This is a genomic window from Variovorax sp. KK3 (assembly GCF_001984055.1).
Classification (GTDB): domain Bacteria; phylum Pseudomonadota; class Gammaproteobacteria; order Burkholderiales; family Burkholderiaceae_C; genus Variovorax.
In genome coordinates, this window is record NZ_LYVO01000076.1 from 1 (window position 1) to 23,343 (window position 23,343).

Sequence of the window (23,343 nt, forward strand, 5' to 3'; positions counted from 1 at the left end):
GGGGAGCACGCCGATCAGCGTGCCCAGCAGGCAGCCGACGAAGGCGTAGACGAGGTTCTGCAGCGTGAATGCGGCGCCGAAGCCAAGGGCGAGGTGGTCGATGAGTTCCATGTCTTGCGCCTCAGCCGGCGATGAAGGTGGGCCAGACCTGGAACTGCAGGCTCAGGCCGAGGATGAAGGTGAGGTAGCTGCCGATGGCCAGCACGGTCGCGAGGATGAGCGCCGACCTGATCGGAAAGGCGGAGCCCGCGCGGCTGGCCACCAGCACCAGCGCGTAGATGGCGGCGACCAGGCCTAGTGCCGGCAGGCCGATGCTGGGCAGGCCGCCGAGCAGCACACCGAAGACCAGGTTGGCGCCGATGACGAAGGCCAGCGGCTTCCAGGCGATGCGGCCGACGGGCTCGCCGTCCGCCGTGTGCACGGTGATCGATCCGACGATCACGCCGAAGCCGAGCACGGCCAGCAGGATGCCGAGCATCAACGGGAAGTAGCCCGGGCCCATGCGTGCGCCGCTGCCGATGTTGTAGTTGGTGGCGCCGATCGCGAAGGCGGCGCCGACGACGGCGAACATCAAGCCCGAAAAGAAGTCCTTCTGGCTCCTGATTTTCATGAGTGCACTTTCGGAAAAGTCGAGGAAGAGGGAGCGATGCGCGCGGCAGGCAAAGGCGCGACGAGGCCGCCGCATGGCAGCCGCAGCGATGCCAGCCCGCATGCGTGATGCAGACGCCGATCGCACCGCTTTCGATTTACATCATGCTATGAGCATTTTTACATCACATCATGAGTAATTACCCTGGGCGCGGCTGCCGGGCTTGCTACATTCGCTGACAACGCGCGTATCAGGAGACGGAAGCGATGGCCACGAACGAAGAGCGCGCCGCGAGCAAGCGGCGCCTGGAAGCGCTGTCGGAATTCAGGTTCCGGCTGCGCAGCTTTCTGCGATTCAGCGAGGACGCCTCGCGCGAGGCGGGCATCACGGTTCTGCAATACCAGCTGCTTCTGCACACGCAAGGCTTTCCGGGCCGCGACTGGGCCTCGGTGAGCGAGATCGCCGAGCGCTTGCAGGCGCAGGCGCATGGTGTGGTGGCGCTGGTGTCACGTTGCGAAGAGATCGGGCTGGTGCAGCGCCGCGCGAGCGTGGTCGATCGCCGGCTGGTGGAGGTGCACCTGTTGCCCAAAGGCCGCCGCACGCTCGGCAAGCTGGCACAGGAGCATGCCGAAGCGCTGTCGGAGTTGGCCGAGGCGGCGCGGCTCGCGAGCCTTTTTCAGGAAGAGGGCGAGCCGGACGTCTGATCGGCCCGCCGGCGCAGCTCAGGCCAGCAGCCGATCGAGCAGCCAAGCCACGTGCACGGCCTGCCGCTGCGCCCCGTCGGCGATCTGGTGGCGGCAGCTCGTGCCGTCGGCCAGCACGATCGCATCCGGCTTGGCGCGCACGGCCGGCAACAGCGAGGCCTCGGCCATCTGCATCGAGACCGCGTGGTGCGCCGCCTCGAAGCCGAAGCTGCCGGCCATGCCGCAGCAGGAGCTTTCGATGAGCTCGGGTTTCGCGTCGGGAATGAGCTTGAGCACGTCCATGATCGGGCTCACCGCGCCGAAGGCCTTCTGGTGGCAGTGGCCATGCACCAGCAGCGGCTTGTTGGCGGGCTTGAGTGCGAGCTTGAAGTGGCCCTCGTGGATCTCGCGCGCGATGAACTCTTCGAACAGCAGTGCCTGCCCGGCGACGACCTCGGCCTTCCGGCCCAGGCCCATGACCAGCGCCTCGTCTCGCAGCGTCAAAAGGCAGGAAGGCTCCAGGCCGACGATGGGCACGCCCGCTTCGGCCAGCGGCAGCAGCGCGTCGACCAGCGCGCCGGCGCGCGCACGCGCCTCGTCGACCATGCCGCTGGCCAGGAAGGTGCGGCCGCAGCAGTGATGGCCGCTGAATTTGTCGATGGTGTGCAGCAGGTAGCCCGCAGCCTTGAGCACGCGTGCGGCGGCCCAGACGTTCTCGCTCTCGAAGCCGCCGTTGAAGGTGTCGACGAAGAGCACGGCCGACTTGCGTCCGCTCAGGGCGGCGGCGATGACCATGTCGCGGCTGGTGAAGAGGCTGGGGTCGGGGTCGTTCCAGAAGGTGTCGGCCCGGAACTCGGGCAGCGAGCGTTTGGCCGAGAGCCCGAGCAAACGCTCGCCGAGCCATGCGGCGCCCGGCAGGCGGTTGCGCAGGTTGAAGAGCCAGGGCATGCGGCTCGCGGCATGCAGGTAGTCGGGCAGGCGGGCGACCAGGCGGTCGCGCAGCGTGTGGCCGTGCTTCTTCTTGTAGTGCGAGAGGAACTCGATCTTCATGCGCGCCATGTCCACGCCCGTGGGGCAGTCGCGCTTGCAGCCCTTGCAACCGACGCACAGGTCCATGGTGTCGCGCATGGCGTCGCCGGTGAAGGCGTCTGCGCCGAGCTGGCCCGAAAGCGCCAGCCGCAAGGTATTGGCACGGCCGCGCGTGAGGTGCTGCTCGTCGCGCGTGACGCGGTAGCTGGGGCACATGGTGCCGGCGTCGAACTTGCGGCAGTGGCCGTTGTTGTTGCACATCTCGACGGCCTTGGCGAAGCCGCCCGTCACGTCACCGCCGCTGCCGGGCGGCGTGGTCTCTTCGGTGACCGGGTCAGCCTGCACGTTCCAGGCCGACCAGTCGAGCGCAGGCACGAGGGGAATGCGCTTGTAGGGCCGTGGCGAGGACGGCGGCGCGAAGCGGAACAGGGCGCCGTCGTCCATCTTCGGCGGGTCGATGATCTTGCCGGGGTTGAACAGGCCGATCGGGTCCATGGCCTGCTTGATGGCACGGAAGGCGTCATTGATCGCGGGGCCGAACTGCCACTCGATCCACTCGCCGCGGCACAGGCCGTCGCCGTGCTCGCCGCTGAAGGCGCCCTTGTACTTGCGCACCAGCGCGCCGGCTTCTTCGGCGATGGCGCGCATCTTGGGCGCGCCGTCGGTGCGCATGTCGAGGATGGGCCGCACGTGCAGCGTGCCCACCGAGGCATGCGCATACCAGGTGCCGCGGCTGCCATGGCGCGCGAACACCTCGGTCAGCGCATCGGTGTACTCGGCCAGGTGCTCGAGCGGCACCGCGCAGTCCTCGATGAAGCTGACCGGCTTGCCGTCGCCCTTGAGGCTCATCATGATGTTGAGGCCGGCCTTGCGCACTTCCCACAGGTTCTTCTGCGCGGCTTCTTCGGGCATGCGGACCACGCTGTCGGGCAGGCCCAGGTCGCCCATCAGCTCGACCAGGCGCTGCAGTTTGAGCAGCAGGGGCCCGCGTTCCTCGCCCGAGAACTCCACGAGCAGGATGGCTGCCGGCCGGCCGAGCAGCGCCTTCTCGACGGTGGGCCGGAAGGCCGGGTTGGCGAGGCTCAGGTCGATCATCGTGCGGTCGACCAGCTCGACCGCGGTGGGGCCGAGCTTCACGATGTGCTGGGCCGCGTCCATGGCCGCATGGAAGGTCGGGAAGTTGACGACGCCCAGCACCTTGGCGCGCGGCAGTTCGCTGAGCTGGAGCGTGAGGCTGCGGGTGAAGGCCAGCGTGCCCTCGGCGCCGATCAGCAGGTGCGCGAGGTTGACGCTGCCGTCGCCGGTATATGGCCGCTCGCTCTGGTTGTCGAAGATGTCGAGGTTGTAGCCGGCCACGCGGCGCATCACCTTGGGCCAGCGGGCCTCGATCTCGGGCCGCAGTCGGCGCGCGAGTTGATGCACCTGCTGTGCGATGCCCGCGGCGCGTGCGCCGAGGGTGGCGACCGGGCCGAAGTCGACCAGGTCGCCGTCCGACAGCCATGCGCTCGCACCAAGCACGTTGTGCACCATGTTGCCGTAGGCGATGGAGCGCGAGCCGCAGGAATTGTTGCCGGCCATGCCGCCCAGCGTGGCCTGCGCACTCGTCGAAACATCGACCGGAAACCACAGCCCGTGCGGCTTGAGCTGCGCGTTGAGGTGGTCGAGCACGATGCCCGGCTCGACCGTGACGCGGCGCGCCGCGACGTCGAGATCGAGCACGCGCCGCAGGTGCTTGCTGTTGTCGACGACCAGCGCGGCGCCGGTGGTCTGGCCACACTGGCTGGTGCCGCCACCGCGCGGCAGCACCGGCACCTGCAGCTCACGGCACACGTCGATCGCGGTGGCGACGTCGCGCTCGGTCTTCGGCACGAGCACACCGACCGGCATGATCTGGTAGATGGAGGCGTCGGTGGCATAGCGGCCGCGCGAGGCGGCGTCGAACAGCAGCTCGCCCTCGGTCTCGGCGGCGAGGCGGCGGGCCAGCGCCGCGCAGGCCTCGTCGGGCGGCGGCACGGTGCCGGCCGGCTGCAGGAGGTGCGCAGGCTCGTGACGCATGTCGTTCAGCGCTTTCCTGCGGCCTGGGTGTCGGGGTAGATTTCGCCGGCCCGCAGCAGTGCGAGGACGGTGTCGCGCTTGCGGTGGAGGTGTTCGATCATCAGCGTGCGCATGGCGGCGGCATCGTGGGCCTCGAGCGCGTCGATCATGCGCTCGTGCTCGGCCACCGCGCTCTTCCACTTGGCCTCGTCCTGGTTGGTACGAAAGCGCAGCGACTGCACGCGGGCATTGATGGCGCGGTAGGTGCTGGCGAGCACGGGGTTCCTGGCGGCCTCGTTGATGGCGGTGTGGATGCGCGCGTTGATGCGGTAGTAGCCCGACAGGTCGCGGCGCGCGAAGCAGGCCATCATTTCATAGTGCAGGGCACGCAGCTCGGCCAGCTCGGCCTCGGTGATGCGCTGTGCCGCCAGTTCGCCCGACATGCCTTCGAGCGTGGCGAGCAGTTCGAAAGTGTTGTGGACGTCGGCCTCCGTCAGCCGGACTGCCACGGCGCCCCGGTTTGGCAACAGGTCGACCAGGCCCTCGGCCGCCAGCAGCTTGATGGCCTCGCGCAGCGGGGTGCGCGACACGCGCAACTGCTCGCACAGCTCGCGCTCGTTGAGCTTGGCGCCGGGGGCGATGCGGCCTTCCACCAGCAGCGTGCGCAGCCGCGCCGCTACTTGGTCGTGCAAGGCGAGTCGGGCGATTTCGATCACTTCAGCCATGGTTTCTCTTTCCTGTTCGGCATTTTGCATGCAAAACCAACCACGCTCAATCCTCGCAATTGAGGGTATACGAGCATGCCAAAATGCATTTTGAATGCAAAACTGAAAAAGAAAGGACGCTTCCATGCTGCAACTCGACTCCCATCCGACCGGCCGGCACTTCCTGCAGATTCCCGGCCCGAGCCCGGTGCCCGACCGCATCCTGCGTGCCATCAGCCTGCCGACCATCGACCACCGCGGCCCGGAGTTCGGTGAGCTGGGGAAAAAGGTGCTCGGCGGGATTCAGGAGGTGTTCCGCACGCGCCACCCGGTAGTGATCTACCCGGCCTCGGGCACGGGAGCGTGGGAGGCCGCGCTGTCGAACACGATGAGCCCGGGCGACACGGTGCTGATGTACGAAACAGGCCACTTCGCCACGCTGTGGCAGAAGATGGCGTTGCGCCTCGGCCTGGCGCCGGAGTTCATCGGCCTGCCGGGCACGGACGACACCGGCCTGCCGCGCAGCTGGCGCCATGGCGTGCAGGCCGACCTGATCGAGCGGCGGCTGCGCGAGGACGCCGGCCACCGCATCAAGGCAGTGTGCGTGGTGCACAACGAGACCTCGACGGGCGTGACCTCCGACATCGCGGCGGCGCGCCGCGCGATCGATGCGGCGAAGCATCCGGCGCTGCTGATGGTGGACAGCATCTCGGGCCTGGCCAGCGCGGACTACCGGCACGACGAATGGGGTGTGGACGTGACCATCAGCGGATCGCAGAAAGGCCTGATGCTGCCGCCCGGCATCAGCTTCAACGCGCTGTCGCCCAAGGCCATCGAAGTGAGCAAGACGGCGAAGCTGCCCAAGGCCTTCTGGGCCTGGGACGAAATCGTGGAGATGAACGCCAGCGGCTACTGGCCCTACACGCCGAACACGAACCTGCTTTACGGCCTGAGCGAAGCGCTCGACATGCTGCTGGGCGAGGGTCTCGACCAGGTGTTCGCGCGCCACCAGCGCTGGGCCGCGGGCGTGCGTGCGGCGGTGCAGGCCTGGGGGCTGCCGGTGCAATGCGCGGACGCGTCGGTGTACTCGCCGGTGCTCACGGGCGTGATCACGCCGCAGGGCGTCGATGCCGATGCGTTGCGGCGGTCGATCCACGAGCGCTTCGACCTCTCGCTGGGCACGGGGCTCGGCAAACTCAAGGGCCGCATGTTCCGCATGGGGCACCTGGGCGACAGCAACGACCTGACGCTGATCGCCATGGTGGCCGGCGTCGAGATGGGGCTGAAGCTCGCGGGCGTGAAGCTGGCAGAAAGCGGTGTCGCCGCGGCGATGGATCACTTCTCGCACCACGCATCGCCCACCGTATTGAAGAAGGCCGCCTGACGCCGGTCGCGCTCGCCTGCATCCGCGCACGGCGCATTCCGCGCGCTCTCTTTTACCTGCCTTCCCTCACGACAAGGAGACCGACTCATGCAACGACGTTCCCTGATCCAGGCCGCGGGCGCAGCGGCCGCCACGCTCGGCGTGCCGCGCCTGTTCGCCCAGGAATGGCCTTCCGGGCCGGTGCGCATCGTGGTGGGCTTTCCGCCGGGCGGCGGCACCGATGCCCTGGCGCGGGTGGTGGCGCAGAAGCTCTCGGTGATGTGGAACCAGTCGGTGATCGTGGAGAACAAGGCCGGCGTGGCCGGCGTGCTGGCCGCGGAGTACGTGGCGCAGCAGCCCAGCGACGGCTCGACCCTGCTGATGGCGCACATCAACAGCCATGCGCTGGCGCCCAGCCTGCAGCCCAAGCTGCGCTACAGCGTGGAGCGCGACTTCGTGCCGGTGGTGCTGGTGGGCGTGACGCCCAACCTGCTGATCGCCGGCCCGGCGCAGAAGGCGGTGACGGTGAAGGACATCGTCGCGCGCTGCGGCGCGGAGCCCGGGCAGGTGAGCTTCGGCTCGGCCGGCGCCGGCTCGGCGCAGCACCTGGCGCTGGAGATGTTCAAGCTGCAGGCCAAGGTCGATGCGCTGCACGTGCCGTACAAGGGCAGCGGCCCGCTGCTGGCCGACCTGATGGGCAACCAGATCCACTACAGCTTCGAGACCATGACCGCGGCCACGCCGCACGTGAAGAGCGGCAAGGTGGTGGCGGTGGCGCAGACGCGGCTCAAGCGCGCCAAGGGCCACCCCTCGGTACCGACGATGCAGGAGCAGGGATTCGACGGCTTCGACGCCACCACCTGGTACGGACTGGCCGGGCCCGGCAAGCTGCCCACGGGCGTGGCGGACAAGATCAATGCCGACGTGAACACCGTGCTGGCCATGCCCGACGTGCAGGAGCGGCTGGACACCTATGGCGCCGAAGACGGCGGCGGCTCGCGCGAGAAGTTCAGGCAGTTCATCGCGAGCGAGACCCAGAAGTGGGCACGCGTGGTGCGCGACGCAAAGGTCAAGGTGGACGCGTAGACCGTTCACCTTCGGCCGGCGCGGCGCCGACGAGTACTAAATTTGTACTACCCTTCGCGGCGAACTATGTTTAGCCGGCACGGCCTCGCTCAGCGCCGTGAAGGAGAAGGACATGCTCGGCGAAAGGATCGGGGAATCGGTGGGAAAGGTCGCACTGCAACGGGCGCTTTCGAACCCGGGCGGCGGACCGAAGATGGAAACCTCCTTCCAGAGCAGCGGCTCGCTGCTCGGCGTGAACAGCACGGAGATCGGCACCTACGTCGCGTCGGCGCGGCCGGACGGTTCGCTGTTCGGCGAAGGCCAGGGCGTCACGATGAGCCAGGAAGGCGACGTGCTGTCCTGGGTCGGGCAGGGCATCGGCAACCTGCAGAAGGACGGCAGCGTGAGCTATCGGGGTGCGGTGTACTGCCAGACCACGTCGCCCAAGTGGGCGCGGCTCAACAGCATGGCGGTGCTGTTCGAGTACGAGGTCGACGCGCAGGGCGTGACGCGAAGCCAGTTCTTCGAATGGAAATAGCGCGCGCCGCGAGGCAGCGCGTGCGGCATCACGCCGAGGGCGCCTCGTTCCACGTCGCCGGGTCGGCGGCGCGGGGCTCGTTCCACAGGCAGGGGCCGCACATGGTGGCCAGGTAGACCTGCCGGTCGTCCTTCATGCCCGCCACCACGGGGCTGCTGCCGCACACCTCGCATTCGTGGGCGTAGTCGGGCGTATAGCGATCGATGGAAGTGATGGGGTCCATGGCGCGCATGATCGCAAAGACGTGTGACGCCGTCGCTTCGCCCGATGGCGTAGGTCACGGCGGCATAGGGTCATTGCGTGGCGACGAGGCCCAGCTCGTCCATCAGCTCGGCCGTGTGCTGGCCCAAGGCAGGCGCACCGGCACCGCCCGGCGTGCCGTCGTCGCGGTAGCGGAAGCCCAGGCCGGGCGTTCGCACGAGCGAATCGCCCTGGGTGTAGCTCGCCAGCGGCAGGTCGACGGCGCCGCTTTGCTGCACTTCGTCGAGAAACTCGCCGAGCCGGCGCACGCGCGCCGCGGGCACGCCCACGGCGTTGAGCCGCGCCTCCATGTCGGCGGCAGAGCGGGTGGCGAAGGCATCACGAAAGCACTGCTGCAGGTATGGCAGCCGGCGCGCAGTCACGAAGCCGCCGCCGGGCGCGTTGAAGGCGTCGAGGTCCAGCGCCTCGCCGTCTTCGCACAGGGCCTCGAGGCCGAGCACGGCCGTCAGCTTGCGGAACTGGGCCGGCGTGTTGGCGGCGGTCGCCAACCATCCGTCGGCGCAGCGGTAGGTGTCGGCGGTGGGGCTGCCGGTGTAGCCGCGGTTGCCCACGCGCTGCGGTTCGACCCGCTGCGTGAGGAAGCTGCTGGCGTTGGGGTACATGAGCATCAGCGAGGCCTGCACCATCGACGCGTCGATGTACTGGCCGTGGCCGTCGCGCTCGCGCCGGTGCAGGGCGGCCACGATCGACAGCGCGCCCAGCATGCCGACGGCGACGTCGATGACCGGAAAGCCCACCTTGAGCGGCGGCGCGTCCTCGCTGTCGCCGGACATCATCATCATGCCGGTGAGGGCCTGCACCACGTGGTCGTAGGCGCCACGCGTCGACCATTCGCCGGATTGCCCATAGCCGGAAATCGAGCAGTAGACGATGCCCGGATTCAGCGCCTCGATGGCCGCGCGGTCGAGCCCGTATTTGGCGACCACGCCGGGGCGGAAGTTCTCGATGAACACGTCGGCCGTGCGGGCGAGCGCACGCACCGCGTCGGCGCCCTCGGGCGTGCGGATGTCCGCGGTGAACGAACGCTTGCCGGCATTCAGCGCGGCGAAGCCGGCCGGCGTGTCGCTGTGCTCTTCGCCGGGCCGGCGGCTGGCCCGCATCACCTCGCCCGCGGGCGGCTCGATCTTGATGACCTCGGCGCCCAGCTGGGCGAGGTAGAGCGAGGCCATCGGGCCCGCGATGACGTGCGACATGTCGATGACGCGCACGCCTTCGAGTGGCTTGGACATGGATTGAACTCCTGGTGACGGGCTCAGCTCGCGCTGACGCCGGCGAGCTTGACGATCTCGGCCCACTTGCGGTTTTCGCTGCGGACGAACTCGGCGAAGGCCTGCGGGCTCTCGCTGAGGGCGGCGGTGTTGCCGGCCGCCTCGAAGGCGGCCTGGATGGACGGGGTCTTGAGGGTGCGCGTGGCGCCGGCATGCAGGGCGGCAACGACGGCCGGCGGCGTCTTCGCCGGCGCCCACACCCCGAACCACGATTCCTGCACCGCCAGTTCATTCTTCAGCCGCTCGTGCAGGGTGGGCACGTCGGGCAGTTGCGCCAGGCGCTGGCGGCTGGTGACGGCCAGCGCGCGCAGCTTGCCGCCCTTGACCTGCGGGATGCCGGTGCCCGCCACCGGAAAGGCGTACTGCGTGTCGCCGCGCAGCAGCGAGGCCGCGATCTCGACCGAGCCCTTGAGCGGGATGTGCGTGACCTTGAGCCCGGCCAGCGAAGCCAGCGTGGCGCCGGCCAGGTGCGCCGAGGTGCCGATGCCGCCCGAACCGTAGTTGGCCTGGCCCGGCCGCGCCTTGAGGTCGGCGATCAGGTCCTCGAGCCGCTGCCAGGGCGCGTCGGCGCGCACCACCAGCACGGTGGGCGAGGCGGCGAAGTTGCTGACCGGCGCGAAGTCGGCGAGCGGGTCGAACTTGAGGTCCGGCTGCAGGATCTTCTGGATCAGGTGCGTGTTCGAGCCCATCAGCAGCGTGTAGCCGTCGGGCGCCTGCTGCGCGACGTACTGCGCGGCGAGCACGCCGGCGGCGCCGACCTTGTTCTCGATCACGATCGGCTGGCCGAGTGCCTCGCCCAGCGCCGGCCCGGCCTGGCGCAACTGCACGTCCGGCCCGCCGCCGGCGGCATAGGGCGAGATGATGCGCACGGGCTTCGTCGGGAATGCCTCGGCGGCGCGTGCGGCCAGCGGGCCGAGCGCGAGGGACGATGCCCCGAGGCAGAAGTGGCGGCGTTGCATGGGGTGTCTCCTGGTGCGGTGTTCTGTCGGGTACGGCTTCAGCATAGGACGGCGTCGCGATATCCAAAAGTGATATGTTTTCATCGGCCTCAAACTTTTTGGAAACCCCATGCCCAGTGCTCCCGACCTGCGCCGGCTCGTCGCGCGACTGCGCTTTCGGCACCTGCAACTGCTGGTCGAGTTGCAGCGCGGCGGCAGCCTGCGTGCCGCCGCCGGCGTGCTCAACCTCACGCAGCCCGCGCTGAGCAAGGCGCTGGGCGAGGTGGAATCGGCCTTCGGCTTCGCGCTTTTCACGCGCAACCCGCGCGGCCTGATCCCGACGCCGCGCGGCGAGATCGCGATCCGCGGCGCGGCCCTGCTGCTCGAAGAGCTGGCGCACGTGGGCGCCGAAGCGTCGGCCGAGCCCTCGGTGACGGTGCTGCGCATCGGCGCCCCGCCCTTCGTGGCGCAGGGCTATCTGCCGCAACTGTTCGAGCGCCTGGTCGGCGACGGGATGCGGGTGCGTGTGCAGTTAATGGAAGAACGGGTGCCGCTGCTGGTGCAGACGCTGCTGCAGGGCAAGCTCGATGCGCTGATCACGAGCTACCCGACCGAGATGCCCGACGCCGCCGGGCAGCCGCTGATGTACGAGAAGCTCTTCGACGCCGAGTTCGCGGTGATCGCGCCGGCCACGCATCCGCTCGCACGCGCACGGCGCGTCGCCTGGGCGCAGCTGGCGGACGAGCGCTGGGTCATGCCGGCGCCAAGCTCGATGGTGCGGCGCACGATAGACAACGTGTTTCGGCGCGCCGGCTTGGTCGCGCCGGTGCCGGTGATCGAATCGACCAGCCCGGTGACCAACCTGCGGCTGGTCGCGGCCGGCCTGGGCCTGAGCGCGGTGCCCGCGACCATGCTGGAAGGCGCCGACGCGGCCGCGGTCGCGCGCGTGAAGCGGGTTCGCGTCGATCCCGGGATTCCGCCGGGGCCCGTTGCGTTGATCTACCGGGCCGATCCGGCGAATCCGCGGCTCGTGCCGCTTCGCAAGGCGCTCGCCTGTCGGACAATGCCGATAACGAAGCGACGAACATAACCGGCCTGCTGCGCCGCAACATAATGACAGAACGCTTTGGACTCAGTTTCGCCGCGGTCATGGCGCGACATCCACCATCCAGGGCCTTTCTCCATGTTGAATCCGCCGCCGCTCAAGAGCCCTCCTTCGCACGTCGCCCGCTACTCGCCAACCGAACTGGCTTCTGTTTTTGAAACGCAATGCGCTGCGCATCCCGCGCAGTTGGCCTACGCCTATCTCGGCGACGACCTGACACCCACCGTTCAGACCAGCTATTCGCAGCTGCACGGCGACGTGCACCGCATCGCCGCCTGGCTGTCGAGCCAGACCCGGCCCGGTGACCGCGTGTTGCTGTCCTTCGGCCCCGGTCTCGATTTCGTGCGCGTGTTCTGGGCCTGCATGCTCTGCGGCCGGGTCGCGGTGCCGGTGCCCTCGCCGGATCCGGTGCGGCTGCAGCATGCGGCGCCGCGCCTGCGCAGCGTGATATCCGATTCGCGTTCGGCGCTGGTGCTGACCAGCAGCACGATGCTCGAAGCGGCAGCCGCGGTGCTCGACCCTGCCACCTTCGCGATGACGCGCTGGGCCGCGCTGCCCGCGCCAGCGCAGCTGGCCGACAAACCCGCGGACTTCGCACCGGCGCGCATCGGCCCCGAGACGCTGGCCTACCTGCAATACACCTCCGGCTCCACGTCCGACCCGCGCGGCGTGCGGCTCACGCATGCGAACGTGCTGGCCAACGTGCGCGCGCTGATCGCCGCAGGCCATGGCGACGCGGATTCACGTGCGCTCAGCTGGCTGCCGCATTTCCACGACTACGGCCTGGCGTTCGGCGTGCTGGCGCCGCTTGTGGCGGGCGCCAGCGGCTACCTGATGTCGCCGCTGGCCTTTCTGCGCCGCCCGCTGCGCTGGCTCGACGCGGTCGAAAAGCACCACATTACGCACACGGGCGCCCCCGAGTCGGCGTTCGCGGCCTGCCTGGCTGCGCTGGGCGGCAAGCCGCTCGGTGCGCGGCTGGACAGCCTGGTCGCGTTGAGCTGCGGTGCCGAGCCGATCAAGGCCGAGACGGTCGAGCGCGTGCTCGCCGTGTTCGGCGCCGCGGGCATGGCGCCCGACGCGTTCGCGCCTTCCTACGGCCTGGCCGAAACCGTGCTCGGTGTGACGTCGGCTAGCCCGGGCCACGTACCGCGCATCGTCTGGGCCGACTCGGCAGCACTGCTTGCCGGCCGCTTCGAGGCGCTGGAGGCCGGCGCCCCGAACGCGCGCCGGCTGGTGGGCTGTGGCCGCCCGATGCAGGACACCGAAGTCCGCATCGTCGAGACGACCGGTGAAGGCCGCCTCTGCGCCGCGGACGGTGTCGGCGAAATCTGGGTGCGTTCGCCCAGCGTGGGCGGCGGCTACTGGATGCAGACCGAAGCCAGCGAGTCGACCTTCGGCGCGCACCTGGCCGATGGCAGCGGGCCCTGGCTGCGCACCGGCGACCTGGGCTTCATCGACGAGGGCGAGCTGTTCGTCACCGGGCGGCTGAAGGACCTGATCATCGTCCACGGCGAGAACCACTACCCGCAAGACCTGGAGTGGAGCGCCGAGCGCGCGCACCCGGCCCTGCGGCTGGGCCATGGCGCGGCCTTCGCGGTCGATACGCCCGCCGGCGAAGGTGTGGTGCTCGCGCTCGAGCTCGACCGCCGCGCCGACGCCGACCTCGAAGCGGTGTTCCGCGCCGTGCGCCGCGCGGTCGCGGTGGAACACGGCCTGCCGGTGCACGCGGTCGCGCTGCTGCGCGCCGGCACGCTGCCGCGCACGTCCAGCGGCAAGGTGCAGCGCCAGCGCTGCCGCGCAGCCTTCCTGGCCAACGAGCTGTCGCTGGCGGCACCGCTCGATGCCGAGACCGATCCGCCGCCCGAGCAGAGTGCCGAAGACAGCGACCGCCGCGAGCGCCTGGGCCACGTGCTGCCGCGCGACGCGCGCGAACAGGCCGTGTGGGACGTCTGGACCGAGGTGCTGGGCACGCGCGCCTTCGGCGTGCACGAGAGCTTCTTCGAGCTGGGCGGCAATTCGCTGCGCATGACGCAGGTGCTGTCGCGCCTCGGCGAGCGCTTCAACGTATCGCTGCCGCTGGCCGAGCTCTTCGAGCATGCGAGCGTGGCCGCGATGGCGGCGCAGGTCGAGAACCAGCTTCGCAAGGGCGGCGCCACACCGGCCGGGTCGGCGGGCATGACGCGGGTCGACCGCGGCGTGCCGCAGCCGGCGTCGTTGTCCCAGCGGCGCATGTGGGTCATCCAGCATTTCGAGCCGACCTCGACGGCGTACAACGTGCCGATGGCCATCCGGCTGCGCGGCGCGCTGGACCCGGCCCTGTGTCAGCAGGCGCTCGACGCCATGGTGCGGCGGCATGAAGGCCTGCGCACCTCGCTCGTGATGGGCGAACACGAGCCGATGCAGCGCATCGTGCCCACGCTCGAGGTGCGGCTGGAGCAGGTCGACCTGTCATCGCTGCCCGAGCGCGAGCGCAACGCGAAAGCGCGTGCCCTGCTGGTCGAGCGGGCCTCGCAGCCCTTCGACCTGTCGCAGGCGCCGTTGCACCGAGTGCTGCTGATCCGCCTGGGCGAGCGCGAGCACGTGCTGTTCTGGATGCTGCACCACGCCATCACCGACAACTGGGCCAGCGCGCTGCTGATGCGCGAGACCCTGGCCGCCTACGGCGCGCTGGCCGACGGGCGCATGCCGATGTCCGACCCGCCGGCCATCGGCTACGCCGACTACGCGACGTGGCAGCGCAGCCCCGCGGCGGTGGAGGCGCGCCGGCCACACCTGGACTATTGGCTGGAGCGCCTGCGCGACCTGCCGGACCTCGACCTGCCCACCGACTTCGCAAGGCCGGTCAAGGCCAGCCACCAGGGCGGCCGCGTGTCGGCCGCGCTGCCGCCGCGGCTGCGCGAGGCGATCCGCGACTTCGGCAGCCGCGAGGCGGTGACGCCCTTCGTCGTGTACCTGTCGGCCTTCGTGCTGATGCTGTCGCGCTACGCCAAGACCGAGGACGTCGCAGTCGGCACGCCGATCGCCAACCGCCATCGCGTGGCGGCCGAGCCGCTGGTGGGCACGCTGGTCAACACGCTGGTGATGCGCAGCGACCTCTCGGGCGACCCGAGCTTCACGCAACTGGTGCACCGCACGCGCCGCGATGCGCTCCAAGCCTACGCCCACCAGGACGCGCCTTTCGACGAGCTGATCGACGCCATGGGCCACGACCGCACGCTGCGGCCCGAAGGCCCGGTGCGCGTGCTCTTCAACGTGCTCAACGCGCCCATCGGCGAGCCCGAGCTCTTCGGGCTGGAAGTGGACGAGTTCGACTTCTCGCGCGTGGCCGCGCAGTTCGACCTGTCGATGCACATCGACACCGAGTTCTCGCACCGCGTGCACCTGGAATACGCGAGCGATCTTTACAGCGAGGTGAGCGCGCAGCGCATGCTGGAGAACTACCTCTCGCTGCTGGAACGGCTGCTGGGCGCGCCCGAGCGGCACCTGTCCAGCCACGAGGTGCTTTCGCCGACGCAGCTGAACCTGCTGCGGCACGGGTGGAACGGCGCGCGGGTGCCGTTGCCCGCGCAGTTGCTGGTGCACGAGTACGTGCGCTTGGCCGACCCCGCCGTGCAGGAGCGCGTGGCCGTGATCGACGCACAGGGGCTGACCTTGAGCTTCGGCGAAATCGACGCGCGGTCGAACCAGCTGGCCCGCGCGCTGCGCCACCGCGGCATCGCGCGCGGCCAGCGCGTCGGCCTGTGCATCGCGCGCGGCCCGGCCATGCTGATCGCGCAGCTGGGCGTGATGAAGGCGGGCGCTGCCTACGTGCCGCTCGACCCCGACTACCCGGTGGACCGCCTGCGCTTCATGGCGGCCGACGCGCACCTGACCGCGGTGCTGACGCAGCAGGAATCGAAGGAGATCCTCGAAGGCCTCGCGATCCCGATGCTGGACTTCGACGACCGGCTGCTCGCGGCCGTACAGCCCGCCGACGCGCTGGCGCCGGACGCGGAACTCGACGCCACCCCGGAAGACGAGGCCTACCTGATCTACACCTCGGGCTCCACCGGCAAGCCCAAGGGCGTGCGGGTGCCGCATCGCGGGGTTGTGAACTTCCTTGCGGGCTTCCTGAAGACGCCGGGGTTGGCGTCCGACGATGTGCTGGTGGCTGTCACCAGCCCGTCGTTCGACCCGTCGGTGCTCGACCTGATGCTGCCGCTGGTGGCGCGCGCCCGCGTGGTCATCGCCTCGCAGCAACAGGTACACGACCCGGTCGCGCTGCGCGCGCTGATCGAAGGCAGCGACGCGACGCTGCTGCAGGCCACGCCGTCGGCCTGGCGCGCGCTGATCGAGGCCGGCTGGAAAGGCACGCCGCGCTTCCGCGGGCTGATCGGCGGCGAATCGCTGCCGCCGGTGCTGGCCGAGCGGCTGATGGAGCGCACGGCCGAGCTGTGGAACATCTACGGCCCGACCGAGACGACGGTGTGGGCCACCGCGTGGAAGGTGGAGACGCCGCGCGAGCAGATCACGGTGGGCCGGCCGACCGACAACGTCGACGTGTGGGTGCTGGACGAGCAAGGCCGCATCTGCCCGATCGGTGCGCCCGGCGAACTCTACATCGGCGGCGCCGGCGTCACGCACGGCTACTACCAGCGTGACGGGCTGACGGCCGAGCGCTTCGTGCGCGACCCGTTCGGCGACAGCGACGCCGGCGACGCCGACGAAGACGGCAGCCAAGGCCACGGCGCGCGGCTCTACCGCACCGGCGACCTCGGCCGCTGGCGCCACGACGGCCTGATCGAGCTGACGGGCCGCGCCGACCACCAGGTCAAGCTGCGCGGCTTCCGCATCGAGATGGGCGAGATCGAATCCGCGCTGCTCGACCATCCCGCGCTCGCCCACTGCGTGGCCGTGACGCGGGCCGAGAGCGAGGACGACGTGCGCCTGGTGGCGTATTACGTCGCCCGCGGCCCGGTGCCGCCCGCGCCGGCCGAGCTGCGCGAGCACCTGCGATCGCGGCTGCCGCATTACATGGTGCCGCAGCACTTCGTGTCGCTCGACGCCATGCCACTGCTGCCCAACGGCAAGGTCGACCGCAGCGCGCTGCCGGCGCCGGTGATGGACGTGACGCTGGCCGATGGCCGCAGCTACGTGGCACCGGCCACGCATGCCGAGCAGGTCATCGCCAACATCTGGTCGGAGCTGCTGGTCATCGAACAGGTCGGCCGCACCGACAACTTCTTCGACCTGGGCGGCCACTCACTGCTGGCCATGCGGGCCGTGACGGCGATCGAGGCGCTGCTGGGCTGGAAGGTCGCGCCGCGCCGGCTCATCTACGAGAGCCTTCAGCAGATCGCGCGCGAAGACAACCTGTAGCGCGCCGACGAGGCCGAAGAGACGCCGAAGCGCCGGCTACAGGCCCTTCTCCACCATCTCGAGCAGCTGCCGGCCGAGCTGGTCGGTGTACTCGCTTGGCGCGCCTCGCAACGGGCCGTCGATGATCAGCAGGGCCAGGCCGTGCACGGCCGACCAAGCCAGGAACTCTGCGCCGGGCCGGCGCTCGGCCGGCAGGGCGCCTGCGGCCACCAGGCCGTCGAGCGCCGCGCCCAGCAGCTCGAAGGGGTTCAGTCCGCTCTTGCCGCCCTTGGCTTCCTCGGTCGGGTCCTCGACGTCGACCGGCGCGCCGAAGGCGGTGCGGAACAGCCCCGTCTCTTCCTGCGCGAAGCGAAGGTAGCCGGCGCCGACCGCCCGCACCGCGGCGCGGGCCCGCTCGATCGGCGTGCCCTCGTCCGGCAGCGCAGCGAGCTCGGCCGCCATCTCGGCTTCCATGGCGCTGGCCGTGGCCGCCAGCGCCGCGGCGCGCACCGCCGCCAGCAGCGCCTGTCGGCTCGCGAAATGACGGTAGGCCGCATTGGGCACCACGCCGGCGCGCCGGGTGGCCTCGCGCAACACCACCGCTTCGGGGCCGCCTTGGCGGGCCAGTTCCATGCCCGCTTCGAGCAGGGCCCGCCGCAGGTCGCCATGACGGTACGTGCTGCGCGCGGGCGGAGCCGAGCTTGCAACAACCGTTTTCTCTTTCATGTGGACACCGTCCATTTTTTGCGTTATCTTCTTGTGGACGTTGTACACAACGCCGCCCGTTCCATCAACCCCCATCGACCGGCGACCCCGGTTTATTCAAGGAATCCGACCCATGGCCACCAAGATTTTCGTGAACCTTCCGGTCAAGAACGTCGAGAAGGCGAAGGCGTTCTATGCCGCGCTCGGCTACGCCAACGACGCGCGCTTCACCAACGAGACCGCCGCCAGCATGGTGATCAGCGAAGAGATCTACGTGATGCTGCTGGCGGAGGACTTCTTCAAGACCTTCACGCCCAAGGCGATCGCCGATGCGTCGAAGAGCACCGAGGTGCTGCTGTGCCTGTCGTGCGAAAGCCGGGCCGAGGTGGAGGCGCAGGTCGCCAAGGCACTGGCCGCCGGCGGCAGCACGCCGAACGAGGCCAAGGACCATGGCTTCATGTACCAGCACGGCTTTCAGGACCTCGACGGCCACATGTGGGAGCTGGCGTACATGGACATGAGCGCCTTCCCGCAAGCCTGACCTGTCCGAACTCCAACCCTCACCACCCCACCAGGAGACCACCATGCATGTTCAGTCCTACCTGTTCTTCGAAGGCCGCTGCGACGAAGCGCTCGAGTTCTACCGCACGAAGCTGGGCGCCGAAGTGACCATGCTCATGCGCTTCAAGGACAGTCCGCAACCGGCCGGCGACGGCGAGATGTGCGGCGGCGCCGAGATGGGCGGCCCGCCGCCCGGCGACAACGTGATGCACGCCGAGTTCAAGCTGGGCGACAGCACGCTGATGGCCTCCGACGGCTTCGCGAAGGAGCCGGCCGTCTTCCGCGGCTTCTCGCTGTCGCTGACGGTCGCCGACGAGGCCGAAGCGAAGCGCAAGTTCGATGCGCTGAGCGACGGCGGCCAGGTTCAGATGCCGCTGGCGCCGAGCTTCTTCTCACCCTGCTTCGGCATGGTGCAGGACCGGTTCGGCGTCGGCTGGATGGTGATCGTGCCGCAGCCGAACGCCTGAATCCGGCGCCGGGCTCCGGTCCGCTTCACTTGCTCATGTTGAGCAGGGGCACGATGCGCTTGTACAGGTCGTCCTCCTGCTTCAGGTAGCTCGCGAACTGCTCCCCGTTCTCGGTGACGCGGCCCAGCGTCTGGCGTTCGAACACCGAGCGGTAGGCCGGGTCGGCATTGACCTTGACCAGCAGTTCGCCGAGCCGGGCCACGACGGCGTCGGGCGTCGCCTTCGGAACGACCAGCCCGCGCCAGGTGTTGGCAACGAGGTCGATGCCGCGCTCGCGGAAGGTGGGGATCTCCGGGAAGTCCTTCGACCGGTCCTTGGCCATCACGGCAAGCAGGCGCATCTTCCCGGACTTCACGAACGCGCTGACTTCCGCGGGGCTGATGACGACCGCATCCACTTGGTCGCCCATCAGCGCATTGATGGTCGGGCCCGCGCCGAGGTAGGGGATGTGGTTGACCTTGGTGCCGGTCTTGTCCTCGAGCGCCGCGGCGCACACGTGGTTGATGGAGCCGGCGCCCGAATTGGCGACCGACGCGCGGCCCGGGTTGGCCTTCAGGTGCGCGATGAATTCCTCGATCGATTTCCACTTGGCATCGGCCTTGACGGCCACCGTGCACGGGTCGGCATTGATGCGGCCGATGGGCTTGAAGGCCTCGTAGTTCACCTTGCCGATGCCCAGGTACGGCGTGATCAACAGCTCCGGCGACACCATCGTGATCTTGTAGCCGTCGGGCTTGGCATTGGCGCCTTCGGCGAAGCCGATGGTGCCGGCGGCGCCTGGCTTGTTGATGACGATCATCGGCTGCGGCAGCACCCGGCTGGCGCTGTCGGCGAAGGCGCGCGCGAGCGCGTCGCTGCCGCCGCCGGCCGGGAAGGCCACCAGCAGTTCGATGGGGCGTGTCGGGTAGTCCTGCGCGAAGGCGCCGGGCGCGGCGGGCAGGGCCAGGGCGCTGAACGCGAGCGCGGCGAATCGGACGAGTTTCATTGGATGTCTCCTGTCGAGTGGTGAGGGTCGGGCCGCAGTGGCGGCCGGTGAAATCGGTGCGGATGCCGCGGTCGGCTCTACGGGCCCATGCCCAGAAAGCGCCACAGGGCGTCGGCCTGCGCATCGAGCATGTGCCGGCCTTCGTGCGTGGGGTGCCCGCGCCGGGCGGCTTCCTCGAGCAGGCGCGTGCGCGGCGGCTTCATGATGGCGTCGGCGACCAGCGCATGCGCAGCCAGCGGCTCCAGGTCGATGGGCAGCGGGTCGTCGGCGCGCATGCCCACGGGCGTGGCATTGACCACGATCGCGTCCTCGGGGCCGGGCCGGCGTTGCTCGACGCGGCCTGCATAGGTCGTCGACAGCGTGCGGTGCGCCGCAGCGGCACGCGCCGTGTCGATGTCGTCGATGGCCACCCGCGCCGCGCCCGCGTCCAGCAGCGCAGCCGCGATGGCCAGCCCGGCCCCGCCGGCGCCCACCACGGCGGCAGAGGGCACGTCCGCCGAATGGCCGCCGCGCGCGAGGCCTTCGACGAAGCCGAGGCCATCGAAAAGCTCGGCGCTCCAGCCGTCGGCGCCGGGCTTGAGCGCATTGGCGACGCCCGCGATGCGCACGCGCGGCGAGCAGCTCGCGGCGAGGGCCGCGGCGGCCGGCTTGTGCGGAATGGTGATGATCGCGCCGCCGAAGTTTTCGATGGCCGCGAGGCCGTCGAGCGCGGCCTGCAACTGGTCCGCGCGCACGTGCAGCGCGACCATTTCCGCATCGACACCGCGCTCGGAGAAGAAACGGTTGAACACCTCGGGCGAACGCGCCTGGTCGATCGGGTCGCCGATGATGGCGTAGAGCTTGCGCGCCATGGCGGTTCAGCGGTGCAGGTCGAACAGCTCGGCGCCGCGCTTGAGCAGGCCGCGCGCGACGATGCCACGGTGGATCTCGGAGGTGCCGTCGAAGATGCGGTACACGCGCGCATCGCGGTAGTAGCGCTCGATGGGCAGCTCCTTGCAGAAGCCCATGCCGCCGAACACCTGCACCGCGCGGTCGACCACGCGCCCCAGCGTTTCGGACGCCTGCACCTTGACCATCGAGATCCAGTCGCGCGCATCGAGGCCCGCGTCGATCATCCAGGCCGTGTGCAGCACCATCAGGCGCGCGGCGTTGATCTCCATCGCGCTGTCTGCCAGCATCTGCTGGATCAATTGAAAGTCGCCGATGCGCTGGCCGAACTGGCGGCGGTCTTTCGCGTAGTCGGTCATCAGCTCGAGCACGTGCGACGCCTTGCCGACGGCGCGTGCGCCCACCAGCGCCAGCCGCACGCGGCCCAGCATGCCCATGGCAAGCTTGAAGCCCTCGCCCTCGCCGCCGATCAGCGCCATCGGCTCGAGCGGCACGTCGTCGAAGAACAGTTCGTAGTGCGTCGTGCCGCGCAGGCCCATCATCGACTGGTCCTTGCCGAGCGTGAAGCCGGGCAGGCCCTTGTCGACCGCGAAGAGCGAGATGGCGTTGTCGCCGGTGCGCGCGGACACCAGGAAGAAGTCGCTCCATCCCGCGTCGCTGATGAAGTGCTTGGCGCCGTTCAGCACCCAGCCCGACGGCGTGCGCTCCGCGTGCGTCTTGATGGACTGGGCGTCGGAGCCGGCACCCGTCTCGGTGATGGCGAGGCCGCAGGTGCGCGTGCCGGCGATCGCGGGGCGCACCCAGCGATCGACCTGTTCGCCTTCGCAGGCCAGCAGTGCGTCGTAGACGTTGCCGAAGGCGCGGCGCACCAGGATGTCGGTGGTGTGGCCGAACTGTTCCTCGCAGAGCATCGAGTCGACCGCGCCGAGGCCACCGCCGCCCAGCGCCGCGGGCATGTTCAGCGCGTAGAGGCCGACGGCGCGCGAGCGCTCGATGATGGAGTGCGCGGTGTCGTCGTCCAGGCGGCCCTCGTCCTCCACGCGCTGCTCCAGGGGCTGCAGCTCGTCGCGGATGAAGCGGCGGACGGTGTCGATCATCATTCTCTGTTCGTCGTTCAGGGCGAAATCCATGGTGTGCTCCTTGGGGGGTTCAGGCAACGGCCGCAGCGTCGATGTCGGCGTCAGCGGTCGCTTCGTTGAAATACGCGGCGCTCATCTGCTTCGGGTCGCGCACGATGGGCGCGAAGTCCATGTGGTCGAGCACGTCGCGCTGCAGGTCGACGCCCGGTGCGATCTCGATCAGCTCGACGCCTTCCGGCGTGAGGCGGAACACCGCGCGCTCGGTGACGTACACCACCTCCTGGCCCCGGCGCACCGCCTCCGGGCCGCTGAAGGTGATGCCGCTGACCTGGCGCACCAGCTTGCGCACGGTGCCGTGGCTTTCGATGGCGAGCCGCCCGCCGCGCGCGGCGAGCCGTGAGCCCTTGGCATCGAAGGCGCCGCAGAAGACGACCTTGCGCGCGCCCTGCGAGATGTCGATGAAGCCGCCCGGTCCGCTGACCTGGCCGCCGAAATGCGAGACGTTGACATTGCCCTGCGCATCCATTTCCGCCATGCCCAGAAAGGTCTGGTCGAGCCCGCCGCCCGAATACAGGTCGAACTGGTCTGCCGCCGACAGGATGGCCGCGGGCTCGGCGGCGATGCCGAACATGTCGCCAGTCAGCAGCTGGCCGCCGTGGATGCCCTGTTCGATGGTGAACCAGTAGCGGCCGGTGTCGCCGCGCCGCGCGATCACCTCGGCCACACCGGACGACATGCCGAAGCCGAAGTTGACGGATGCGCCGTCGATGAGTTCTTCGGCCGCCCGCAGCGCGACGACCTGGCGCACCGGGTCGTGTGGCGCCGGCGGAAGCGCAGCGCTGCTCGAATCAAGCTGGCCTTGCAGGCCGGCCAGCCGCAGGTCGTAGGCGCCGTGGTAGGTCTGCGGCTGGTCGGGGCTGACGAGCACGTAGTCGACGAGGTTGCCCGGCACCGACACCTCGCGCGGCCGGAGCTGGCCGGCCGGCACGACTTCGCGCACCTGCGCGATGACGATGCCGCCGCCGCGCTTCGCCGCCAGCGCGACGGCATAGGAATCGAGGTCGGCCGGCTCCTCGACCGCGCTGATGTTGCCGTTCTCGTCCGCGAAGGTGCCGCGCAGCACGGCCACGTCGACCGGGAAAGGGCGGTAGCGCAGCACGTCCTGGCCGTCGACCTGCATGAGCTCGACCAGCGCCTCGGTGGCAGCCGCATTGCAACGCCCGCCTTGCTGGCGCGGGTCGACGAAGGTGCCGAGTCCGACGTGGGTGAACAGGCCGGGCCGGCCGGCCCCGATTTCGCGCAGCAGGTGGGTGAGCGCGCCGGAGGGCAGGCAGTAGGCCTCGATGCGGTTGCGCTGGGCGAGCTCGAGCATGGCCGGCGACCAGATCCAGTGGCCCCCGATCACGCGCCGGACCATGCCTTCGTGGGCGAATCGGTTGATGCCCTTGTCGCTGCGGTTGCCCATGCCGAGCGAATGCACGAGCGTCAGCGCGTTGGGAGCACCGGTGTCGAGGAAGGCGCGCTCGAACGCCGCGAGCACATCCTCAGGCTCCAGCAGGCCGCCGCCGGCGCCCGACACCGCGACCGTGGACGCCGGGGCCAGCTCCGTGAGCACCTGTTGCAGTTCGGTGGGGGCAAGGATTTTCATGACAGCATTTAGTAGATCGTTCTACCAATCATATTGATGGGAGATTGGGTTTGGTTTTGGTGGAAACCCTATGGTTTTGGCAAATCCGTGGAGGTC

Annotated in this window: 19 protein-coding genes; 8 read left to right on the forward strand and 11 right to left on the reverse strand. The window is 69.5% G+C overall.

Going from position 1 to position 23,343, the window contains the following annotated elements:
• Positions 1-121 precede the first annotated feature (121 nt).
• Entirely contained in the window at positions 122-610 is a 489-nt protein-coding gene (locus B0W80_RS27305; RefSeq protein ID WP_077002302.1) for a tripartite tricarboxylate transporter TctB family protein, read from the reverse strand.
• A gap of 245 nt (positions 611-855) precedes the next feature.
• Here B0W80_RS27305 and B0W80_RS27310 point away from each other — a divergent pair, with 245 nt between their 5' ends.
• Positions 856-1,293 (forward strand): MarR family winged helix-turn-helix transcriptional regulator, encoded by a 438-nt coding sequence (locus B0W80_RS27310; RefSeq protein WP_077002303.1) that lies wholly within the window; start codon positions 856-858, stop codon positions 1,291-1,293.
• A gap of 18 nt (positions 1,294-1,311) precedes the next feature.
• Here the strand turns inward: B0W80_RS27310 and B0W80_RS27315 are convergent, their stop codons facing one another.
• Both B0W80_RS27315 and B0W80_RS27320 read right to left on the reverse strand, forming a co-directional pair.
• The gene (locus tag B0W80_RS27315) at positions 1,312-4,356 is read right to left on the reverse strand and encodes an FAD-binding and (Fe-S)-binding domain-containing protein (RefSeq protein WP_077002304.1); all 3,045 of its coding nucleotides are present in this window, start codon (positions 4,354-4,356) and stop codon (positions 1,312-1,314) included.
• Positions 4,357-4,361: 5 nt separating this feature from the next.
• Entirely contained in the window at positions 4,362-5,060 is a 699-nt protein-coding gene (locus tag B0W80_RS27320; protein WP_077002305.1) for a GntR family transcriptional regulator, read from the reverse strand.
• Positions 5,061-5,184: 124 nt separating this feature from the next.
• Between B0W80_RS27320 and B0W80_RS27325 the strand changes: the two genes are divergently transcribed.
• From B0W80_RS27325 to B0W80_RS27335, 3 genes are all read left to right on the forward strand, one after another.
• Positions 5,185-6,423, forward strand: coding sequence for an alanine--glyoxylate aminotransferase family protein (locus B0W80_RS27325; protein WP_077002306.1), 1,239 nt, complete (start codon positions 5,185-5,187; stop codon positions 6,421-6,423).
• A gap of 87 nt (positions 6,424-6,510) precedes the next feature.
• Complete coding sequence (locus tag B0W80_RS27330) at positions 6,511-7,488, forward strand: tripartite tricarboxylate transporter substrate binding protein (RefSeq protein WP_077002307.1); 978 nt, start codon at positions 6,511-6,513, stop codon at positions 7,486-7,488.
• 112 nt (positions 7,489-7,600) lie between these two features.
• Positions 7,601-8,005: a hypothetical protein gene (locus B0W80_RS27335; protein ID WP_077002308.1), complete on the forward strand. Its 405-nt coding sequence runs from the start codon at positions 7,601-7,603 to the stop codon at positions 8,003-8,005.
• Between the two features lie 28 nt (positions 8,006-8,033).
• Here B0W80_RS27335 and B0W80_RS27340 read toward each other — a convergent pair whose 3' ends face one another.
• The 3 genes from B0W80_RS27340 to B0W80_RS27350 form a co-directional block, all read right to left on the reverse strand.
• Positions 8,034-8,228, reverse strand: a complete 195-nt coding sequence (locus tag B0W80_RS27340) for a hypothetical protein (protein ID WP_143684802.1) — start codon at positions 8,226-8,228, stop codon at positions 8,034-8,036.
• A gap of 70 nt (positions 8,229-8,298) precedes the next feature.
• On the reverse strand, positions 8,299-9,495 hold the full coding sequence (locus B0W80_RS27345; protein ID WP_077002310.1) for a CaiB/BaiF CoA-transferase family protein: 1,197 nt from the start codon (positions 9,493-9,495) through the stop codon (positions 8,299-8,301).
• A 23-nt stretch (positions 9,496-9,518) separates the two neighbouring features.
• Complete coding sequence (locus B0W80_RS27350) at positions 9,519-10,493, reverse strand: tripartite tricarboxylate transporter substrate binding protein (RefSeq protein ID WP_077002311.1); 975 nt, start codon at positions 10,491-10,493, stop codon at positions 9,519-9,521.
• Between the two features lie 109 nt (positions 10,494-10,602).
• Between B0W80_RS27350 and B0W80_RS27355 the strand changes: the two genes are divergently transcribed.
• Positions 10,603-11,562 (forward strand): LysR family transcriptional regulator, encoded by a 960-nt coding sequence (locus tag B0W80_RS27355; protein ID WP_077002312.1) that lies wholly within the window; start codon positions 10,603-10,605, stop codon positions 11,560-11,562.
• Positions 11,563-11,655: 93 nt separating this feature from the next.
• Positions 11,656-16,935 (forward strand): non-ribosomal peptide synthetase, encoded by a 5,280-nt coding sequence (locus B0W80_RS27360; protein WP_077002313.1) that lies wholly within the window; start codon positions 11,656-11,658, stop codon positions 16,933-16,935.
• Between the two features lie 36 nt (positions 16,936-16,971).
• Here B0W80_RS27360 and B0W80_RS27365 read toward each other — a convergent pair whose 3' ends face one another.
• The gene (locus B0W80_RS27365) at positions 16,972-17,640 is read right to left on the reverse strand and encodes a TetR/AcrR family transcriptional regulator (protein ID WP_077002329.1); all 669 of its coding nucleotides are present in this window, start codon (positions 17,638-17,640) and stop codon (positions 16,972-16,974) included.
• Between the two features lie 112 nt (positions 17,641-17,752).
• On the opposite strand from B0W80_RS27365, the gene B0W80_RS27370 reads away from it, so the two are divergent.
• A complete protein-coding gene (locus B0W80_RS27370) occupies positions 17,753-18,160 on the forward strand; it encodes a VOC family protein (protein ID WP_077002314.1) in 408 nt (135 codons plus the stop codon).
• Positions 18,161-18,203: 43 nt separating this feature from the next.
• Positions 18,204-18,647 (forward strand): VOC family protein, encoded by a 444-nt coding sequence (locus B0W80_RS27375; RefSeq protein WP_077002315.1) that lies wholly within the window; start codon positions 18,204-18,206, stop codon positions 18,645-18,647.
• Positions 18,648-18,672: 25 nt separating this feature from the next.
• Here B0W80_RS27375 and B0W80_RS27380 read toward each other — a convergent pair whose 3' ends face one another.
• The 4 genes from B0W80_RS27380 to B0W80_RS27395 all read right to left on the reverse strand — a co-directional run bounded on the left by B0W80_RS27380 (position 18,673) and on the right by B0W80_RS27395 (position 23,247).
• Entirely contained in the window at positions 18,673-19,632 is a 960-nt protein-coding gene (locus B0W80_RS27380) for a tripartite tricarboxylate transporter substrate binding protein (RefSeq protein WP_077002316.1), read from the reverse strand.
• 77 nt (positions 19,633-19,709) lie between these two features.
• Positions 19,710-20,483, reverse strand: a complete 774-nt coding sequence (locus B0W80_RS27385; RefSeq protein WP_077002317.1) for a shikimate dehydrogenase — start codon at positions 20,481-20,483, stop codon at positions 19,710-19,712.
• A 6-nt stretch (positions 20,484-20,489) separates the two neighbouring features.
• Positions 20,490-21,650, reverse strand: coding sequence for an acyl-CoA dehydrogenase family protein (locus tag B0W80_RS27390; protein ID WP_077002318.1), 1,161 nt, complete (start codon positions 21,648-21,650; stop codon positions 20,490-20,492).
• Between the two features lie 19 nt (positions 21,651-21,669).
• Entirely contained in the window at positions 21,670-23,247 is a 1,578-nt protein-coding gene (locus B0W80_RS27395) for an acyl CoA:acetate/3-ketoacid CoA transferase (RefSeq protein ID WP_077002319.1), read from the reverse strand.
• Positions 23,248-23,343: the final 96 nt, after the last annotated feature.

Coding starts and splice junctions, on each gene's coding strand:
- B0W80_RS27350 (WP_077002311.1), bottom strand. CDS start 10,493: ATGCAACGCCGCCACTTCTGCCTCGGGGCATCGTCCCTCGCGCTCGGC.
- B0W80_RS27385 (WP_077002317.1), bottom strand. CDS start 20,483: ATGGCGCGCAAGCTCTACGCCATCATCGGCGACCCGATCGACCAGGCG.
- B0W80_RS27315 (WP_077002304.1), bottom strand. CDS start 4,356: ATGCGTCACGAGCCTGCGCACCTCCTGCAGCCGGCCGGCACCGTGCCG.
- B0W80_RS27340 (WP_143684802.1), bottom strand. CDS start 8,228: ATGGACCCCATCACTTCCATCGATCGCTATACGCCCGACTACGCCCAC.
- B0W80_RS27390 (WP_077002318.1), bottom strand. CDS start 21,650: ATGGATTTCGCCCTGAACGACGAACAGAGAATGATGATCGACACCGTC.
- B0W80_RS27335 (WP_077002308.1), top strand. CDS start 7,601: ATGCTCGGCGAAAGGATCGGGGAATCGGTGGGAAAGGTCGCACTGCAA.
- B0W80_RS27360 (WP_077002313.1), top strand. CDS start 11,656: ATGTTGAATCCGCCGCCGCTCAAGAGCCCTCCTTCGCACGTCGCCCGC.
- B0W80_RS27345 (WP_077002310.1), bottom strand. CDS start 9,495: ATGTCCAAGCCACTCGAAGGCGTGCGCGTCATCGACATGTCGCACGTC.
- B0W80_RS27375 (WP_077002315.1), top strand. CDS start 18,204: ATGCATGTTCAGTCCTACCTGTTCTTCGAAGGCCGCTGCGACGAAGCG.
- B0W80_RS27305 (WP_077002302.1), bottom strand. CDS start 610: ATGAAAATCAGGAGCCAGAAGGACTTCTTTTCGGGCTTGATGTTCGCC.
- B0W80_RS27330 (WP_077002307.1), top strand. CDS start 6,511: ATGCAACGACGTTCCCTGATCCAGGCCGCGGGCGCAGCGGCCGCCACG.
- B0W80_RS27355 (WP_077002312.1), top strand. CDS start 10,603: ATGCCCAGTGCTCCCGACCTGCGCCGGCTCGTCGCGCGACTGCGCTTT.
- B0W80_RS27365 (WP_077002329.1), bottom strand. CDS start 17,640: ATGAAAGAGAAAACGGTTGTTGCAAGCTCGGCTCCGCCCGCGCGCAGC.
- B0W80_RS27325 (WP_077002306.1), top strand. CDS start 5,185: ATGCTGCAACTCGACTCCCATCCGACCGGCCGGCACTTCCTGCAGATT.
- B0W80_RS27380 (WP_077002316.1), bottom strand. CDS start 19,632: ATGAAACTCGTCCGATTCGCCGCGCTCGCGTTCAGCGCCCTGGCCCTG.
- B0W80_RS27370 (WP_077002314.1), top strand. CDS start 17,753: ATGGCCACCAAGATTTTCGTGAACCTTCCGGTCAAGAACGTCGAGAAG.
- B0W80_RS27310 (WP_077002303.1), top strand. CDS start 856: ATGGCCACGAACGAAGAGCGCGCCGCGAGCAAGCGGCGCCTGGAAGCG.
- B0W80_RS27320 (WP_077002305.1), bottom strand. CDS start 5,060: ATGGCTGAAGTGATCGAAATCGCCCGACTCGCCTTGCACGACCAAGTA.
- B0W80_RS27395 (WP_077002319.1), bottom strand. CDS start 23,247: ATGAAAATCCTTGCCCCCACCGAACTGCAACAGGTGCTCACGGAGCTG.